Here is a 19,854-nt window from a genome sequence, read left to right on the forward strand (position 1 = left end):
GCGTGCGTGGTCGTGGCGCGTTTGTGTAGAACTTGAGCCATGGATCCTCCTCCGATAGAGGTCTATACCATAAACCCTTTCTCCCTGGGACCAAACAACTAGGGTCAGCCGCGAAGCATCAAGTGAACCTGCCTCCTCTGATATCCTTATGCCGCGGCCTTCATATTCACGGCCATATAGATAGTCCAGAGCATCGTCAATACGGGTATAGCGCTCCTCCGGGATAGTTCCGGTAGCATGTGCGCCCAGCCTATGGTCCGCATACTTGCCTAGGACCAGCCGCCACCGCTCTAATGCCTTCATGGTTGCACCCAGGCGCTCAGGCCATCACTACTCATAATCTCACGCACAGCTGCCGACAGCTCCAGGTGACGCTGCAATCGGGTCTCATCCAGTGCATAATTAACAAGCGGTCCTAATGTTTCCATGCCATGGCGCCGGGCCACTGCCTGGGCAACGCGATCCGTTTCCCTCGGTGTCAGTGATGCAAGGGCAAGTCTTAATTCGGGCAGATTTATAATAAATTCGCTTTCGCTCCAGCGGGTTAGCAACCCGTCCAATACCTCCAGCAAGACTGGTAGCTGCCAGAGCACTTCCCGTGCGACACACAGCACACCCCGAAGATAAGCTACACCACTATGGGCATCGCTTAAGCCTTCCAAGTGCCCGGTTAATTCCCGAGCCAGCATCTTCTCCCCAAGCAGCTCCCCAAGATAAAGAAGTCCTGCAGAGGCACCGCGGATCAGGGTATGCGCGTGGCTGTCCTTAAGCCTTGCCACCATGCTCCAGTACAGGTCACTGTCAAGTGCACGTCCTGCTTCGCTGCAGACTAGCTCACGCAGCATAACCAGCGCATTAACCGCAGGAACTGCATCGTTAGAATGGTCAGGCAGATGCTCTCCCAGGTAGATCGCTCGCTCATATAGCATCGTGAGCGCATCGGCCAGCTCATCAATCGTCGTGGCTTCAAGTGGCTCCCGGGACTTCCAGAGCATGGCCACCGTTTGCATGACATCGACCACCGACTCAAAACGCGCATCGGTGGTCACGGCAAGGCGTAACAGCTTCATGGCTGGCGCCAGGTGCTCGTGCAAGCCAAGCACGCACCCTTTCACAAGCATCGCTACAGCTGCCCGCGACTCAATCGCGCTGCCTTGAGCCGCCAGTGTGTCCAGCTGAATTTGAAAACAGCTGGAAACTGCTTAGGTGACCGTAGTTCCGTAGAGTGAGGCCTCCACGAGCGCTGCCTGGGTGCTAGGCGTATAACGGTACTCCCAGCGCTCCAGTAGGCGATCAAGGCCTGTTCCCTTGACAAAGTCCGGCCCTGCTAGGCGCACTCCAAACGGTACTGAGAGCAGCGCCAGACCGTGCAAAAGTCGGCTGGTCAGCCGATGCGCAGGTCGCCGGTAGATATCCAGCACCAAGGAGCGAGGCCTGGTATCCCCAAGCTTTAGCCGCAACTGCTGGGCGCTACGTTCAAAGTCCCGAACCAGGGGCGGAACACCTGCTGCTGAAGGAACATGGCCTAATGCCTGCCCGCTTAACTGATCCGTCAATACCTTGCGAATCAGTGCTCCGTCACCGTCGGTTTCCCCCTTAATAAAACAGCTGGTCACCGCATCAACGATATCTTCGCGTATCGGCGCCACGCGCCCGCGAAGCGCAGCCAGGCCGCACATCTGCTCGTTGGCGGCAATAAGCATCGGGGTTGGAATAGCCATCTGATATGTGCTGCGCAGGGTCGCCGCCAGGTCCAGCAGGACCTCAAGCCCTGCGGTATAGCGCAATGCAGCAGTTACCGGTTGCTTCAGCTGCTCCTTCCTTCGCATCGCGTCCCAGATTTTCTGATGCCAGGCTGGTGAGGTCATGCCTGCGGAGTAGCCATTGAGCTGGTCCAAGCGTTCAAATCCATAACGGACCACTGCATTGAATTCATCCTTGATGTTCCTGCATGGGAGTGACGGCCGCTGGATATCTGAGGCTATCAGCTGGGGCAACACTACTGCATGAAAGCCCCCTACGACAGCCAGTACAGGCCCCTGACTGGGCTGACGCTCATCCAGCGCCTGCCGTATATGCCAAGCCATCTCTGCCTCACGCTGCAATGTGCCGTCTTCGCGTAACTCCTGCTCGCTGCTGTCCGCTCTTGCCAATTCGCAGTAGGCACTAACGGCTGATAGATGCTCGCGCCAACCCTGCCCGGGCGCAGGTGCCTCGAACAAATGCTCCCAGAACTCTTCATGGCTGCGACAGCCCAACTGATCTGCCAGGCGCTTGAGGTATTGGCTGCGCTGATAGTGACTTTCATCCAGAAGCGATACGGGTGCACCCGGGACGATGCTCTGATCCTCAAGCTGGCACAACTCGGAAAATTCAAGATCTATGAACCGAACCGGAATTTCCCGGCTGCTTGCATTGCGCAGTGCGACGAGTTCGGGTGAGTAATCGCAAAACGGGTAGAATGCCGAACGCCTACTCTCGGGTTCCGAGGCTGACGGCCGTGCTACGCTGTACGCATAAACGGCCAGCGGCATCCTGGCTTCGGCATGTGTCAATAGCGGGATCAGTGAGGAGAATGAGCGAGGCCCTTCGACCAGCACAGCGCTCGGGGTTATTTCCTGCAAGAGCTTGTGAAGCTGCCACGCACAGGAGGGACTATGATGGCGCACCGGAAAGACAATCAGCTCAGGGGTGACGAGTGCACTTGCCCCCTGCCTGAGCGACTTGCTGGTAATGGGTAAGCGGCCTGGTTCCATCTAGCGATCCAGCTCACTGCGTGCATTCATGACACGTCGCCATTGGGCATCTTTAATAGCACGCTGCCTGACCACCACATCAAAATAGTGGCGCAATTTCTTGCCATCATCGGGGTTATCTTTTAGCACGGTCCCAATGAGCTGCCGGGCAATGTGTTCACCGCCAACTACACCGTCGCCGAAGTAGTGGGCGTCCAGACTGGCGGCATAGCCAACGGCAACGGCCTCAGCAGACGACAGCACAGCAGCGGGCCGTTCTATCACCGTTCCTTCTTCGGTAGTGCCGTATCGAAGATCGTTAAAGGCAGTCACTAAAAGCTCTATGATGTCTGTCTCGAGAACGACGTCCACCTGCGCATGTTTCAGCAACGCACGGGTCTGCTCACGAACCAGCTGTGCCTCAAGCCGCCGGTCATTAATAGATCTGACAGTTTCAAAATTGAAGCGTCTTTTCAAGGCGCTGGACATTTCGTGCACGCCTCGATCACGCAAGTTGGCTGTCGCCAGGACGTTGAATCCATGAGTGGCAAACAGGTGGCTCTGCTCCCCTTCAAGCTCGGGAATAGTAAGCACCTTGTCGGAAAGCAGGCTGATCAGGCAGTCCTGTATTTCAGGCTGAACGCGGGTCAGCTCCTCGAAGCGGCAGATCACGCCTTCGCGCATGGCTTGATGCATGGGACCTGGGACCAGAGCTCTGGGCGAAGGTCCTTCTGCCAGCAGTAGCGCATAGTTCCACGAGTATTTTACTTGGTCCTCGGTCAGGCCGGCAGTGCCTTGGATCGTACATCCAGAGTACCCGGAGATGGCGGCGGTCAGCAGCTCAGACAACATAGACTTGGCAGTACCGGGTTCACCTACTAGTAACAGCCCTCGATTACTCATCAGCGTTACAATACAGCGGTCAATCAATGCATCGTCGCCATAAAATTTGCGACTGACAGCCAGTTCAGGATCACCTAGGATAAACGAGCGGACCGCGCGCGGGGAAAGCTTCCACCCCTCTGGACGGGGACTGCGATCCTGCTCCTGCAGTCGGATTAGCTGCTCGGCATAAACCTGCTCTGCAGGCGCGCGCAAAGGAGAGGATGTGCATGCGTCCATATTCCTGCTGTCCCTTGAATCAATATTCACTTTTCTTCTCCCAGTCCTCTGCATAACCCGCTCCTTCCCCTGCCATCAGACGCATATCCTCATAGCACTCGCTAAGGAGTATGGGAGGTACGTCCTTCAAGCAGATCTGCGAACGCGTCCAGTAGTCACCAGCCCTGGCAAACGAAAGACTCAGAAGCGCTGCCGTGCGGTTTTCTTCGGGTACGGGATTGCCTGTGAATTCAATAACCGCAACCAGGCCCAGTGTGATAAAGGACTTCTCATAGGTAGAGAACCAGCCACCATCCTCAACGGGGCCGCGCGTATAGCCTTGTTTGAGCGCTCGGGAACGCAGCGAAAACGTTTCGATCAGATAGCCCTTGAAGTCTTCAAGACTCAAACTATCAGCCTTCTCTGGCGGCACGACATAGGGATGCTTACCCAATTGGGGAAACAGCGGATTGACCTCATAATCAAGCATGTGCTGACCCCACTGTCCGGCCTCACCTGGCATAAGCAGGTCATGAGCAAGACGAATGCGCGCAGTGGGTGGAAGACAAATCTCGTTGTCGTCATGACCGGTGAGCGTACCGTCGTCCAATGGGCGAAAGCTTGCCTTTACCTGATTGTTCTCTATATGCACCCAGATTAGGCGCTGCACCAGATGTCGTACTATTGGATGATGGTTAAGGCAGGTGTTCCAGTCTGCAAACGACCACTCCCGACCGGTACAAAGCGCCTCGTAAAGCCGTTCGGTTTGCTGGTCTACTATTCCCTTGAGGGATTTCTTGGCAGAGGTAAAGGCCTTCTTCGCTTCCTTCACGAGCTCTGCATCATCGCTTTGCCTAGGCGCCGGTAATGCCTTGAGCGTCTTTCCTTCTGGGCTAAACAGGCCGATCTGTAAGCTGGGCTGCACGCGAGCAACAAAGACGCGGCCGCCATAGTTCAACTCCAGTATGCCGGAGTCGTCAAAGCCAGCGGCAGGAATGGTGCGGTCTGCAAGCTCCGAGAGCGTCCAGTTCTTGCGTTCAGCTAGTGCCTGAGCCTGTCGTAGGGCTTCTTCCTGAAAGCTTTTCGTGCGGAACCGATTACCTACTGACAACATCAACTGAATGGTTTCCGGATGGTCAATCCACGCCAGCATGGCAATAAGCGCCTTACCTTGTGCAGCCCGGGTACCGTAATACTCTTTCAGATAGCGTGCTACCGGGGCGGCAGCATCGGCACCGGCACACGCAGCCACAACGGCCAGTAGACCTTTGCTGTTGATGGCTGATCCGGCAGCTTGACGCAAGAGCGCTGGCAAAAGTCTAGCGGTGAGCTCTTCGACGGTCTTGCCGGTGTCAGGACTGTTGGTGTACCACGTCGGGTTGGCCCGCATATGATTGAACGTCCAGGTAGCACTAGCCTCGGCTCGTTCTAAGGCAACTTCCTGTGGGATCGGGCGCGTGTCTTCCGAAAGCCATGACTCCAATAAAAACTGCCCCAATGCTTCACGGTCGCGCGGTGCAAACAATGTGCAGTATTTGCGCAATACGGCGTTGGGCTCAGGCGACTTTTGCTTGACTGCCTGGGCCAATATCCACTGGAGTACACACGTGGTTACCGGCTCGCCAGTATCGACCCAACGCACTTGTGGCAAAAGACCCCAGTTAAGCCAAGAAAGCTCTTTTGGTAATCCCTTCGCCACTGACTTTTCAGCTTCCCTCACAAGCACGTTACGGTCTAGATATTGCTCGATGGGCTGACCCAACTGTTCCAGTACATCGAGGAGGTTGCCTTTGACAAGATCATTTTTTCTTTGGCTAACGCTTTCTCAAGGTTCGGTATAGCCTGCTTGTCGCCCAGACGTCCAAGCCACTGCGCCGCGGCAATGCGAGTCTCTGCCTTTCCATCCACCAGAGCAGTCAGTATGTGAACTTGCTTGCCTGGGTAGTGGCTTAGGGTCGCCTGAGCCTCAAGCCGCTCCCCCTTGGCCGACCCTGTTGCCAGGCTGAACAAGGTCCGGGCCAGGCCCTCAGGAAGGACGGGCATCGTAGCGGCAAGTTTAAAAAGTTTTGAGCGGTCCAGGCTGTAATTACCAGGGTCCGGATTGGCAAGCGTATCGGTCAGCAGCTGTTCATGCTCAGCCAGATACGGCCATACTGCCTCCGCATTCCATGGCAGCGGCTCGGACGTCCACCTCCCACAGCAGGCATACAGTACGGCTTCGGACGGATATCCTGAAGCCTTAAGCATCTCTGACAGCTCAAGCAGTGAGGGACGCCCCGTGCTCTCATACAGCGCACCAAAGAGGCGTATTGCAACACTTGCAAGACCGCTCTTTCGAGTAGAGTCACGGGCGTTGCTAATACATTCAGCCTGCATAATCAGGTTGAAAAAGAAGAGGACCTTGAACAATTCCGTAGGTGATACAACTTGACTGTGGACGAACAAGGCAAACGCAGGGTAGAGCATGCCTGGGTGGAAGTGCCCCAGATAGTACCTGAACCCGCGCCCGACGGATGCCGCAGACAGTTCGCTGCCAGGCAGGGTAAGAAGGTGCTTCAACCGGCCAAGCTCGATCTCGTCGAGTTGAGGCGCTGGCTTTTTTCGACCCGTATTTTGCAGCGTCTGGCGGTACTCATGGGATTGCTCATGCCGTTGCACAAACAGCTGATTAAGTTCACTCCACAGGGTATCCAGCGCAGCAGCAAAGGCAGGCGTCATCTCATGATTCCAGCTAACAGGGGGAACCGTGTAGGCCGGTTGTTCATGCTGCGTCTGTTCAGCCAGCTCCCACTCCTGAACCAGTGCCCTGACACTAGCCGCCTTGTCTGCCCTGGCCATCTCCAGGGCAAATGTAAGCTGGGCCGTGTCCTCTTCGGCACGTGCCATTGTCCAGATAAGGCCAAGGGCCAACTTGCGCTGCTCAGGGGTTGCTGCAGTCGCTACCTGACGAAGCGGTTCCATCGCCGCTTGAGGTATCCGGAACAGCATATCCTGAGCGCTCCCCTGCACTTGTTTACTTTCTGAAACTGCCAACTCAACAATTTCTTTGCTAAATACTTGCAGGTCATGATCATCAAGATTTTTTAGAAGCGTCATGGCATGAAGTCGCCTTTCCAGAGGCTTCGCTAGCACGTGGGGACGCAAGCACGCCGCGTGACGAGTTACAGCGACTGAATAGCCTTCCAGACAGGTAATTGACAGAAGCCGCCCCGTGTTCAACCAGTAGGGCTTGGGCCTTGCAAATGCAGCCTCCAGAAACGCGGCTGGCGAAAGGTTTACCTCACGGAGTAGCGTTTCTATGACGTCCAGCGCAATGCCTTGCCTTGAGGGGCGTACAGTTGAGTGACCATCAAGTGTGACATTTAGGCTATGCAGCATCAGCGTCTCGGTCCAGCGCGACCCATCGGGCATATCGATCGAGAACATCAGCTTGTTGGCATGGCTCCAGGTAAAGGCTTCCAGTACTCGCGCCCAGCGCAGCAGGACACCGGCGGGCGCTACCTGCAGAGATTGGTAGTGGGCTCGCCAGTCATGATGGTATATAACGGCCCCGGTCTGATTGAGTACATTCAGGTACATTCCAACCCGTGGTCGCTGGGACAACTCGGTAAGTACAGCGGGACTTGCACCTTCAAGCAGATAGGTCAGGATATCGTCTGCCAGCCCTGGCCGGCCTATGCGCTCTGGCAGGTTGTCTATAGGCGCAATTATTGCTTTTAGCGTCTCGCGCCAGGTGTCGTGACGCGCCTGGCTATCAAGAGAAGAATGCTGGGCGGGTTGCCCGTGATCAGTCCCTGTCATTTTAGTACTCCTTAGAAGCCTGCGCACCAGGCTGCTCATTTGGAAAGAACTCAACTTAACAAACGCGACAACCTGTCTTATATGGCGATGCACAATGTTTCCGCCTGAGTTTTACACTGCAAACTCTTATCCCATGGAAGATGATATAAGCGGCACGCCAGCCTTGGCGCTCCGCTGACAGCGTCATGGCCGCGTATGGCTGTCAAAAAACACGCAAGGACACCAACAGGTTGTCCATAAAACTTAAAACCTGCCCTGCTTATTACAAGGCCATGGATAAGTCGCTCAGGCTGTTTCCCTACCTTGAAGGCGTCTTTGTTCACAACAGCCGGAGAACGCTGAATCTCGCGATAAATTGATTGAGTCCCTCCCGATGAACACTCGGACGTTAGGGCAAGCAGCACAGTAAGAGGATGGAGACCGGCAGCATCGGGATGGAGAGAAACGGATACAGGTAAAGACTGAAACATCGGACGCGAACACTCCTTGTTCGTACAACCACCATGGAAGCTTATGCTCCCTTATGCTCATGACTGAAGGATATCAAGACGTAAGAAAGGCCAGATCACCCCTTGGTACAGGGCATAGCACATATGGTAATCAGTGTTTATCTCCACGTCTTCAGATTTTGGTATGAGCGCAGCTATTGCTCTACCGAAAAACTTTCAGGTTCAGTTGAAAAATCCAACCGTAAGTACTGCGATTCTACTCAACACACCCTTTGTCCAAGAAGCATTCATACCAATCAACTGCATACACCATTTTTTAGTCAATCCGACTTTCCTAGCCAGGCAGAGGCATCAAAGGGACGAAGGTTGACAACGACTGTTACTGGATGCCAATACATGGCAGCAAGTTGTACGCCATGCCTATCTAGCCAAGTGGATATTTCGGCTAGATCTGATTAAAGAGCCTGCTGTCTTGGCTGTGCCAATCCATGTTCTAGCCGTGAAGTTATGATTTCAAGCGGACTGAGCCACTTGTGGATGGCTTTAACGCTATAAAGTATACCTAGTGAGTTGCCGGCAATGACTGGAGCCTCCTTGGCTATCCAGCCCTTGCGAGGTAGACGATAGCCTGTTCAGGCGAAAGATCTGAAGCCTTATCTTCAAGATTAGCGGCAACCACACTGGCCAGCAAAAGAACGGGAACAAAGGCGTGTCGTTTCATGGCATGCGTATCGTAGTGGCGATACGTTGATACTACGATGTGCGGCTACCACCAGGCCTTGTGGTTGATAACCGCGTGGGCACCAACCGCGAGCTTTAGATGTAAATCATTGCGTCGACGGTCAGGAAGACGCTTTTTGAAGAGGCGCGCTGTTATCCCAAGGTTTCAAACGCGCCTGAGTGCTCCTTCATTAATACAGGCAAAGGTTTCGTCCCGCTTAGCTGTACTGAACAAGACAATACATTTTTATACAGAGGACAACCCTTATTCCGCCCACTCAGAGTCGGTTGTAAAAACTATTGTTAGCCAACGATCCGTGCTTTCCTCGCCGATGGCTGAACCTATCTCATCTCGAATACGATCCCATTCTTCAAGTCTCTTTGGAGGCAGGTTTTTGGAGACTATAAAGTAGAGTTCTATCTGTCGACCTCGACCGACCTTTGCTGTGTAGGAGCGATAGGAGAGGAAACCATACTTAGTCACGACCTGTTCAGCAATCAGATCCACATGATCTTGGAGTTCGGTCGGTGTAATCAGAAACACGTCGGTCAAGGCATGACGTATGGTGCTTAACGGCATGGGTATGATGACAAGACAGATAATGGCCAGCACAGCTGGGTCAACATAAGGAGAGATCCAGGCCAAAGGCGTATCCTGCACGGCCCAGCCGATTGAAAATGCGACCAGTAATGCTGCAGTAATGAATGCGGACATTAACCAGCCCTTGGCATCCAATGCAATAAATTCAGAGCCAAGCCGTTTGTTGACTCTTAGATTAAAAAAGGCCATCCCTATACAGGCCGCCAGGTTTACAACGGAATAGAAAATCGCCTCGTCGAACTCAAGCTCTTTGCCCCCGCCGAGAAAGCTCTGGATTGCGCCAATCAAGGCATATACTGCTGCGCTACACAATAAAGTTGCGCTTAGACCAAGCACCATAGGTTCAAGGTGCCAGAATCCCATAGTGAACTTTTGATTTAATCTGCTTCTTTTCTGACCGGTAGCACTAGAGGAAGCAATGAGGCTCGTGACCATCAAGGCTAAAGTCGTCAGGCCCGCATCCATCAGTGAATAGAACCCTTCAAACGCAATGGCGAAGGAGCCAGAGAGCACACCAAACATGATGCCGAACAGGGCAACCAAGAGTGTTGCGAGTATGGAAAGACGAAGAGCTTCCTGTTCTGTGCATTTATTAAGAAGCTCTGATACAGCGTGTTTCACAAGGTTTTCCTTAAAAGGGTGCTGCTCATTCAGGAGACATTAGCGCCTATATTACTGATACTAATAGCTAACTGACCCGGTAAATGAGTACTTTAGGTGTTAACCCCGGATGATAGGTCAGGCATCAAAGCATCCGCCTTGGCTCGGCCAGAAGCACAACCGTATGTTCTCATGTGTGCTTTATGTGCTCACGGACTTTGAACAGTACAGGCCGGTCAGGCAAAACCCTGCCTTGACCAGCTGGATGATTTAAGGCGCTTGTTCTAGGACCAGTACACATCCAGAATATTCTTGAAATCATAGTCGTCATAACCGCTTACCAGCTCAACGCTCATGTCATGTGGTGAGAGGAACAGGCTGCGTCAATGACAGCCAGGGCCCATGACCGTGTGCAAACAGCAGCTTGAAATCGCCCGATTTGAACTCGTACAAGACCATAATGCGTGCCTCCCCTCTCAGGCCTATCAGCGGCATATTCTCTCCTTTAGCAGGAGTGCATGGGCCATGGACGCGACCAAGCGTAGCTGCCTAGCGTTTTATAGCTGGAGATGGGTCAGGGCGCCAATCATGCACCTGAACATCTGCTAACGACCGGGGGGATAAGAAAGTGAAGTACCTTTTACGATCTGCCATCAGGTATCAAGTACGTAGTTGATACCTCCAAGACGATAGGTCGAAAGTACAGCAGGAGTCTTTTCTTCTCGCGACTGAGGCTGACTCTTGCCCGGCATATACAAATTCCTGCCCGCCAGCGCCTCCTGTCTTATCTTTTCATCGTTTCGCCGTGCTCTGCGCGCCTGCCGGTTAAAGTCCTTAAGGGGCGTGACGGTAAGCGCATTGTCCGAGGCAACAACAAATACCGGCAGGTTGCCCTTGATCATCGCGTCCCAGCGCTCACCCCTGGGCTTGAACCAGAGTGTGCAGCGTGGATGCGGTGAGACGGTCTTGTGATAGACCAAGACAGTGTTTTCAGCCAAATGCGAAATGCTGCGCAGTTCAATGAACTCACGAGCCTTTTCCAACGGTATCTGCTGCGAATCAGCCCGCCGCTTGGCCTTTTCAGCAAGATCCTCACGAATACGCGCCACGGTAACTCGCTCAGTACCCCCGGTATGACCTGCCCAGTTGAACGAGATCCGACGAGGACTACCATCAAAGGCATGAATAGTTCGCAAGAGTTGGTAGGTGTTGATGTCATGACCCAGGGCTCGGCGCAGAACCGTGGGCCGCATCATGGGTGCAAGGCCCTGCTCCAGTCGCTCCGCCTCAAGCGCCTCCTGAACACGATGCTTGCAGGCATTGATATCAAGTACCTGGTTCAGCACAGACTCGCGGAGCCGAAAGTAGCCAGGCAGCCGTGATACGGTACCGGGAGCTTGCCCAGCATCAAGCCTGAAGGTGGCAAAAGCACGCACTGCCAGGTCTACTGCCTCAGCACCCGAGAGGTGCTCCACTTCTATCACGTCAGGAGTTCGCGGCTCGTTCAGGACAGGCAGCGTCCATACGTGGCCATCAACCACTAGAGATGGCCATACCTTGTTAAAGGTAATGACCTTCTGGTTAAGCTCTGTATAGGCATCGACAATAGCTTCGTACATGACTCACCTACCAGTAAATATATTTTTATACCACCCCTTTAAAGATAATCCCAATCAATGACTACCCCATCAATACTAATCCTCCTCTCCCCTATCCATTCGCCTTCCTTTTCCTATTTTTCCCTTCTATAAATATGGGAAATTGAGAATAGAGCGTACAGATTTTGTAGGGTACAAAAGTAGAGACTTTACATAGGGGTGGTATAAAAAATATAAATTTAATCCTAAGTCTATGGTTAAATCCTCCACTACAGCCCATAGCGGATAAGGAGTACGGGCATCTGCTACTTATTCAAGACGAAGCCAATATTCAATTAGGAAGACAAGGAATACTGGCGATTACTTCAGCACTTTTACTACTATCAGTTGAAGATTCAAATGGTATTAATGGCCATCCTACTTAATTTTTTGAGATAGAGACCCTTTTAAATCGCTTCTTAAAACAGAGATTTTCTTGCAACCCTATGCCTGCGATTACAGCTGCATGACGTATAATTTTCAATGAAAGCAGGCTGATAGAAGTGAAACGATATAGCTATAGCGTGTATAGCTAAGGCTATTTCAACGATGTGCTAATAATCATGACTGATCATTATCCTGGATTTAACGTCTACGCCTCCTCAGGTGCCCTAAAATTCGAGCTGGCAAAGAATCGATCTGGCGAGCCCGTCATTAGTGTGGATGCAGCTAATAAGTCAGGTAATGGCTACGAATGGGGCAATAAGCTTACCTTTCAGGTCACGCCCCGCGAAACCACCCTTTTCATGTGCGCCGTGACTGGGCTGGTATCTGAATTCGAAGCCAGAAACCATGGGGAAGATCGCTCAAAATCACTGCTGTTGCAAAACCAGCCTGAGCGAGGTGTTTTGCTGCTTAGGATGCAGGCCCCAAGCCGCTCGATCATTGTGCCGATTACACCTGACAAGGCCTTTGAACTGGGTTGTCTTTCTATGCGCGCCCTCTCCTCCCAGGTAGGACTTGACCCGGCCACCTGTTTTTCTATGCTCAGAATGACGGCCGCTCGGCTCTATCAGCAAAAGGGTTGATACCACTCACTACATTGCTGTAGGTCCAGATATCTTCGAGTAGGTACTCTGCAAATGAGTCTTTCGACAACTGTGACAGAACCTGCGTAAAGTCCGCGTGACCCGTATCGATACTGATGTTATCAACCCGTTATTTTCAGTCTAAGGGGTGAGCTGGGCCTAAATGCATATTAGATTTCGAGCCTAGCGCTGGCATTGGGGTGACTGGCTGGATAGCACTCATGCCTCCTGGGCAGGAGGCTTGGATAAGGGTGTCCTACTAAACCTGCCGATACCTTGATTATCCACGAGCTCGCGCGCGAATGGTCAAGCTATATCGTTCAGAGCATTCTTTAGCCCCTTTCATTAACTGACCCACAAAAGTCAGGCAAAACTCCAGGGCGCCTGGGGCTAAATATTCTCTTCATTTCAAGCTCACAGTCGCCAAGGGTTAACTTGAAGTGCTGGTGGCTTCAGCAGAGTTTCGCATCGGCACCAGATAGAGAGGCTTAGTCTGCACCTGGGGTGCAGCTTTCAAACGGGCTTCACGCCTGGCCTTTAAGCTCGCTGTTCTTAAGCGTATGTAGGAAGAGAGCTTGTCTTATCGTTAGGCCGCTGAGCCATTCAACATTGCTAGGTTCTCTACAAAAAGTACTGTTGTAGGCATGGCAGCATTCAGGCAAGCTTGTTTTCAGCCAGCCAAACATCCGCTAGATGATGTTCCGTTGCCGGTATTTCGGGCAGTCGAGCCAGTCCCGGTTTGGGCTGGCGTTTCATGGTTCGCAACGGAATCGCAGGCTGCATCTGATAACAGTCGGAATGCTGGCGCAGCTATTCAATTATAGCCCTTCCAGCGGCAGCCCGTACGAAGCCGGCCTGCCCTGCCGGGGGCATGCGAACCTGATTCAGAAGTGCTTGAGCCTAAGAGACGTCGCTAGCCTGACCGAGCGAAAGCAGAACGCGCCAAGCTACCTTGTTGGCATCACAAAGCATGTGCATCCTGGTGATAAGGCCGCCTCGACTGCAGCCTAATGCATGATCAAATAGTTCTTCTACCTTCCCTTTTTCCGGCGCCGGAAGAAACTCGGGGTGCTCGCGCCGTTGTTAAGTCAATCATCTAGGTATTCAGATCAATCAGACCTTCCTGATTCAGGCGGATAATCAAACACTCAAGCATTTGATTGAACATGCCGTCGTCTCTCCCGTCAAAAAAGGCGCTTATATAGCGTCGACCATGGGCCAAGGCACTCTGACAGGCTGCGCCAGGTAGCATCTGAGTACAAGATTCAGAGGATACGGTTGAGCATTAGTTGATCATCATGGCAAGGTCGCCCCATCTTCTGTTCGAGGAAACCAGACTGGCGATCTGCTCCCATGCCGTATTGGGAAGGCTTTACCATGCGGGCCTTCCGTCTCTCATCGCGCCAATTCCAAACGATAGGACTTTTCGTACAGAACCTAGTTAGCCTGGCTATCAGCATTTTTTAACGGGGTAATAGCGCTACTGTCCTCAGCTATGGCACCCTCCTGGTTCACGAGATCCAGAATATCGTCAGGCAGCGTTGTAATAAATAGCTTTATATGACGCAGCGGAGAACGGCTATTCATGATCTCATACATGTACTGCCGATAACGCCTAGGTAGCTGTTTGGAAAAACGCTTGGCTGCATCCGCCACCGCTTTATCAGTACCATGAATTTCAGCTATCAGTGCCAGAGCCACAATCGCATCTAGAAACGTCAAATTCGAAGCTTTCCCTTGAGTGAACATTCAGATAGTCCTGCCCAAGCAGGAACATCCCTATGGCGAATATTTTAGCTCCAAGTGGCTCTAATGTCCGCTCCCTTTGCCCCCACAGGCATAAGGCTTTGATATCAAGTGCCTGTACAGAGCCTAACAAGATGATTTTCAGCCTATTGCTGGGGCAATCAGATCCATAACTGCTTCCGCCCTATCAGGTAAGACTTTCAACCTCTTACTCGGCAACAGGCCCGTAGCCGGATTTACGCACACCTCTATGGGTAGGAACCGACAGCTCCCCAGCTCGCAATTTGATAGTGCCTGGACGGCATGCATTTACGTCACTGTCATGCCTGCCAACACCGCTTGAGCATGCCCAGTAGCCTACTCAAGACGGCAGAACGTCTACCTTGTCCGTGTAGCCCGGACAGATCTTGGAATTGGCAAACCACTGGTCAACCTTGAAAAGTGTTTGCCCTGCATCCTAGCCCTATACTCCAATTTTAAACCGGGCTTTACCAACTGCTATAAAACATCAATCATTTAGCACGACTGTCATATTGCCAGTTGGTAACCTTTTATAGAAACTTCTGCAAGTAAATCATCATCATAAATATAAGCCGCATCGCTCATACAGCAGCTTTGCCATTACTTAAGTCTCTTTGTAAGCACTTGGCTCTAGCCCTTTCCTTGTAGCTCTCACCCCGCTCATATTCGTCACTAAACGCATGATTCAAGTCAAAATGATCCCCTGATCTGCATAGTCAAGGCCTGTGAATGCCCACACAGCACGGCAATAGCAGGGTTAGATGCAGTAGCCCTTTCCTCCTGAACAAGACCAAAAAGGGGCCTTGAGCCAGTCAAACGGGTTTAATAGCGTACTTGCTGGATGCCACGAACCATGACCTGCTAGTAATGGCAAGCATATGATTTTTAGCGATTTTTCTAAAAACCCTATAGCACAAAGCAACTTCGGTCTTTCATTTACTATGTAAGGAAATAGAACTTTTAGAAAATTTTATAGGGTTTTAGGCCTTTTTTTCTTGCATGACCGTATTACGATGTTCAAAATTAACATCTACTCATCTTATTGCAGGGATTTCAATGGACGCTCTGGCTACTTCTCAAGTTGATAATGTGGAAGCGTATCCCTATACCGATTTTTCAGCTCTTCAGTTTCCACCACAGTTTGCAGCTGATTGCCTGGGCATAAGTCCACAAACCCTAAAGAACATTGAAAAAGAAAATAACCTTCAGATTGGTCGTATTGCCCGCGGTTCTGTAGAAGTACGCAGCTACACCTTGAATGATCTCTTTCAAATTGCGGCAATACGCCGCCAAAATGGACAGATCAAAGGATTTACGCGACCTATTACTATTTGTGATTATGTACAGAAGGGTGGTACAGCTAAAACTACTACTACCTGTAACCTTGCGATCCTTTTTAGCCTGATGGGCCTTCGTACCCTGGTCATAGATAATGATCCCCAGGGAGATGCCAGTTCGATGTTTGGCTATGATCCAGATCTGACTGTTGAAGAGCTTGAAGAGATAGGTGTACCTGGCGAGAGGTCAGTGAATGGTCATCTGGGTAACCTGATGCGCCTTGGCAATGCCTATCAACCGATGACGCTGGATGAAGTCATCAAAAAGCCCTTTGGTGAGCATGGTCCTCATCTGATTCCTGCTGAGGATTCCCTGGATGACCTGGATGTTGTGCTGCGTAATGCCCAAGGCTCTGACTTCCGCTATTCCCTATTCATTTCGTCAGCCCGCAATGGTGAATATCCTCATTGCGATCTCTCCAGATACGACGTCATCATTATGGACAATGCTCCCTCAGGTACGATGCTGTCCCGTAACTCCATGGTAGCGGCAGATTTCCTAATCTGCCCGGTACGTATGGACAAGTTTTCTTTCCGAGCCTTATCAAGGCTGGCATTCAAACTTGCCGAGTTCAAAAAGGACTTCAAGCGCGCCCCTGAGATAATTGCCATTCCAACGATGTACATCCGTAACAGGCCACGTATACAGGCCAATTTGGCAAGGTTGGCTCATCTGTTCCCAAACAAGGTAACAGAGCAGCCGTTGTATCTCTCTGAAGACTACTCCAAGAGTCTTGAAGATGGCGTACCTCTGTCACTATGGCGCCCTGCTACCGATAATTCCTTGGGTGCCATGCGTCTTGTCTTTAGTGAGATCACAGGCCGTATTCGAAAAGTACTGGAGTTGGTTAAATGAAATCGACACGCCGACTTGGTCAGGATGGCACTCAAATGGGTCACTCTCGAGTCGTACCGCTTGTCGAGGCTGACCTTTCCCGTTCCCAGGAGGATATCCTTAAGGAGTTGGGCTTATTAGACTCTTCTCAAGCTTCGCCTTCGCCTTCCTCTTCCGCTGCCTTGCTTGAGGCCGCCAAGAGCAGACCATCGGGCAAGACAGAGGATGTCAAACTGCCGCCTGCCTTTACGTCTGATGCAGGCAATGCTTCTCTGGCTCTACTACCCATTGATATTATCGATCCAGGCCGCTATCAACCACGCCTACATTTTGATGAGGAAAGTATTAGCCTACTCGCCTCAACGATTGAGCGCGGACAGGGCCTGACAAACCCTATCATTGTTCGTCCTGTTGATGGGGAGCGGTACGAACTCATTGGAGGCGAACGTCGTTTGCGAGCACACAAGCTGCTCGGCAAATCCCATATCTTCGCACTTATACGTCAGTATAGTGATGAGGAAGCCGCCATCATGTCTTGCACTGACAATGATGCGCGAGAAGATCTCTCTGATTACGAGCGTGGCCGCGGGTACAAGCAGCTACTGGATTCGGGCATGGTCAAACACCAGACTCAGCTATCCCAGCGGGTCGGCAAGAGTATGTCTACCATTAGCCGCTGTCTTGCTTATTTCAAGCTTCCCGCTGACGTAATCGCCATGCTCGATCAAAATCCTCTTTTAATTGGCAACAAGCTTGTTGGAGATTTTGTGCGCTTCACAGATCAGGGATATGCTGAGTTAGTTCTTGAAGCCGTCCGCAAAATTTCCAAAGGCACTTCCCAGGAGGCTGCGCTCCAATGGCTTAAGGCTGAAGTTACCCGCACAGTTCATCCCAAGGTCCCTAAGCCCTCTGTGTCATTGACGCTAGATAATGGGATGGGCTTAGTCAATGCGCAGATTGATGGACACAAACTCATACTGACATGCCTCCGTGAAATCTCACCTGAGCAGCTTTTGAGCTTGCTGAAAAATACATTCAGCCCTAGCTAAATCTCTGAAATCTAAATGTTTTCACGGTGAAATGTTTTCACCGTGAAAACCCTCAATCAAGCCTTTACCTTCATATACCGCCCCAAAAAAATTAGTTTAGTCTCTGGCAGCCTTACTAGCTTGATCCCTTACCTCAATCCTATAACTCATGGCTCATGGCTCTCTAATCCTTTAGTAAGGACCGCTTCAGTCATTCCTTTCTTTTATTTCCTACTCTTAACATCTGCTTGTTCTGCCTGGCTCTTTTAAATCATTTCACCGTGAAAACCTTACCTTGTGGATTTACTATTCTGGTGAATTTGCAAAGTATGCATATGTCTACCCAGACCTCCAGCTGACACTACTATCCTTTGCCAAGATCCAATGGAGACATGTCACAGGCCTCTGAACATTCTTGCACCGTGAAAAAATACTCCCCTTTTTGAACTGACCCCCGAATGTTGGACACAACCTTCGGGGGTTCTTTATGGCGAAGTACTCGCTTCAGTTCAAACTCATGGTCGTTAGGGATTATCTCGAAAGCGCTGATGGCTTCAGCAGGGTTTCGCATCGACACCAGGTAGAGAGAGGCCTAGTCCGCACCTGGGTTGCGGCTCTTCAGCAGCATGGCGAAGCAGGCCTCACACCCACTCGATCTCATTACACTACGGCCTTTAAGCTCGCTGTTCTCAAGCATATGTATGAGGAGAGCCTGTCTTACCGTCAGACCGCTGCAGTCTTCAACATCGCTAACAAATCAAGCGTGATGCATTGGCAACAAGCGTATGAACAAGGCGGTCTACCAGCCCTGGCACGCAAGCGACGAGGAGCTGACGTGAAGCAGAGCAACACGCGTTTTCGGGTTGAAAGCCTCGATAGTTCAAAGGACACCCAACAAGCGCTTATCGACGAGATGGTTAGGTTGCAGCTGGAGAATGCCTATCTCAAACAAGCTCGAAGCCTTGGCTCAAAGCAGGCAGCGCTTAGCGCTCGTGAGAAGACACAGCTAGTTATAGGGCTCAGGCAAAACTATCCTCTAGCAGCCCTGCTCAAAGCGACGGATCTAGCTCGCAGTACCTTCTACTATCAATCCAAGGCATTGGCTGCGGCCGATAAATACGCTGACCTTAAAAGCACTATCAAGACGCTTTTTGAGCGACATAAGGGCCGTTATGGTTATCGCCGTATCACAGCTGCCTTACGTAACCAAGGCACTGCGGTAAATCATAAAACCATCCAGCGCTTGATGGGCATCCTGGCACTGAAGTCGTCGGTTCGGCGGCGCAATAAGTACAGGGCTTACCGGGGCGCAACGTCTAGGACTACCCCTAACCAGCTCAACCGCAACTTCTCAGCCGAGCGGCCTAACGAGCGATGGGTGACGGACATTACGGAGTTCAATGTCGGCGGCCAGAAGCTGTATCTATCACCGATTCTAGACCTCTATAACCGCGAGATCGTGGCCTATGAGCTGGCCCGGCGACCTGTATTCGACATGGTCCGAGACATGATGGGTAAAGCCTTCAAGCGCTTAAGACGCGACGAAGCTCCGCTCCTGCACTCGGATCAGGGCTGGCACTATCAGATGCCAGCGTTTGGTCGTCTGCTGGAGCGGCGCGGCCTCACCCAGAGCATGTCACGACGCGGCAACTGTTTGGACAATGCCGCCATGGAAAGCTTTTTTGCCGTGCTCAAGTCCGAGCTGTATTACCGGGAGGCCTTTAATAGCGTGGCGCAGTTGGAAAAAGCACTGCGGGGCTATATTCGTTACTACAACCACGATCGGCTAAAGCTTTCGCTGTATGGATTGAGCCCTGTTCAGTTCCGGCTCAAGTACTCAAGCGCTTCCATTGCAAACAAGGCTCCAGCCTAACCCCAAAGAGGTCAGACCCGGTGAGCCATGGAATCAAAGTACTGGTTCAAGGAACCCTGGTGTTACAAAGGACCACTTAGAGTATTTCTCTTGATAGGTCATGAGGTCCTTTATGCGCCCCGTTGGAACAGCACCGTCCTTATTCTTACAGACGTCAGAGCTTAGCGATGCGCTCGCTAAAACGGCATCAGCAACGGCTCAATCCACCACGCCCTCTGCGCCGTCCCAGGGACAGCCTCCCATTGTACCCAGCAGAATGGTGCTGGGTAGAAGCCTGGTACAGGTTGGTAGCCACACGATGCTTACGGATGAAAGGAATAAAGCCTTGTTACCTTACTTGTT

The 19,854-nt window shown here is 51.8% G+C and carries 11 protein-coding genes and 3 pseudogenes; 5 read left to right on the top strand and 9 right to left on the bottom strand.

Going from position 1 to position 19,854, the window contains the following annotated elements; genetic code table 11:
• The 7 genes and pseudogenes from IEX86_RS25225 to IEX86_RS23385 all read right to left on the bottom strand — a co-directional run.
• Positions 1-303, bottom strand: a pseudogene (locus IEX86_RS25225) (hypothetical protein); the annotation flags it as partial.
• Positions 300-2,756, bottom strand: a pseudogene (locus IEX86_RS25230) (DUF5682 family protein). The pseudogenes IEX86_RS25230 and IEX86_RS25225, both read right to left, overlap by 4 nt.
• On the bottom strand, positions 2,757-3,857 hold the full coding sequence (locus IEX86_RS23365; protein WP_188868575.1) for an ATP-binding protein: 1,101 nt from the start codon (positions 3,855-3,857) through the stop codon (positions 2,757-2,759).
• 19 nt (positions 3,858-3,876) lie between these two features.
• Positions 3,877-5,598: a DUF4132 domain-containing protein gene (locus tag IEX86_RS23370; RefSeq protein ID WP_229685475.1), complete on the bottom strand. Its 1,722-nt coding sequence runs from the start codon at positions 5,596-5,598 to the stop codon at positions 3,877-3,879.
• The gene (locus tag IEX86_RS23375; RefSeq protein WP_188868577.1) at positions 5,571-7,637 is read right to left on the bottom strand and encodes a hypothetical protein; all 2,067 of its coding nucleotides are present in this window, start codon (positions 7,635-7,637) and stop codon (positions 5,571-5,573) included. The genes IEX86_RS23370 and IEX86_RS23375 overlap by 28 nt, the downstream gene beginning before the upstream one ends.
• A 1,434-nt stretch (positions 7,638-9,071) precedes the next feature.
• A complete protein-coding gene (locus tag IEX86_RS23380; protein WP_188868578.1) occupies positions 9,072-10,028 on the bottom strand; it encodes a cation diffusion facilitator family transporter in 957 nt (318 codons plus the stop codon).
• Positions 10,029-10,660: 632 nt separating this feature from the next.
• Positions 10,661-11,626, bottom strand: a complete 966-nt coding sequence (locus IEX86_RS23385) for a DNA replication terminus site-binding protein (protein ID WP_188868579.1) — start codon at positions 11,624-11,626, stop codon at positions 10,661-10,663.
• A 581-nt stretch (positions 11,627-12,207) separates the two neighbouring features.
• Between IEX86_RS23385 and IEX86_RS23390 the strand changes: the two genes are divergently transcribed.
• Complete coding sequence (locus tag IEX86_RS23390; protein ID WP_229685476.1) at positions 12,208-12,672, top strand: hypothetical protein; 465 nt, start codon at positions 12,208-12,210, stop codon at positions 12,670-12,672.
• 692 nt (positions 12,673-13,364) lie between these two features.
• Here IEX86_RS23390 and IEX86_RS23395 read toward each other — a convergent pair.
• Both IEX86_RS23395 and IEX86_RS25515 read right to left on the bottom strand, forming a co-directional pair.
• A pseudogene (locus IEX86_RS23395) lies at positions 13,365-14,017 on the bottom strand (IS5 family transposase); the annotation flags it as partial.
• Between the two features lie 92 nt (positions 14,018-14,109).
• Positions 14,110-14,421 (bottom strand): DUF7740 domain-containing protein, encoded by a 312-nt coding sequence (locus IEX86_RS25515; protein ID WP_308423913.1) that lies wholly within the window; start codon positions 14,419-14,421, stop codon positions 14,110-14,112.
• Positions 14,422-15,495: 1,074 nt separating this feature from the next.
• On the opposite strand from IEX86_RS25515, the gene IEX86_RS23405 reads away from it, so the two are divergent.
• The 4 genes from IEX86_RS23405 to IEX86_RS25235 form a co-directional block, all read left to right on the top strand.
• Positions 15,496-16,632: a ParA family protein gene (locus IEX86_RS23405; RefSeq protein ID WP_188868580.1), complete on the top strand. Its 1,137-nt coding sequence runs from the start codon at positions 15,496-15,498 to the stop codon at positions 16,630-16,632.
• A complete protein-coding gene (locus tag IEX86_RS23410; protein WP_188868581.1) occupies positions 16,629-17,660 on the top strand; it encodes a ParB/RepB/Spo0J family partition protein in 1,032 nt (343 codons plus the stop codon). Before IEX86_RS23405 ends, IEX86_RS23410 begins: the two co-directional genes overlap by 4 nt.
• 466 nt (positions 17,661-18,126) lie before the next feature.
• Positions 18,127-19,512, top strand: a complete 1,386-nt coding sequence (locus IEX86_RS23415) for an IS3 family transposase (RefSeq protein ID WP_188868582.1) — start codon at positions 18,127-18,129, stop codon at positions 19,510-19,512.
• 112 nt (positions 19,513-19,624) lie between these two features.
• A partial coding sequence (locus IEX86_RS25235; protein ID WP_229685477.1) for a hypothetical protein occupies positions 19,625-19,854 on the top strand: 230 nt, incomplete at its 3' end.

Source organism: Pseudomonas asuensis (assembly GCF_014646755.1).
GTDB lineage: Bacteria > Pseudomonadota > Gammaproteobacteria > Pseudomonadales > Pseudomonadaceae > Chryseomonas > Chryseomonas asuensis.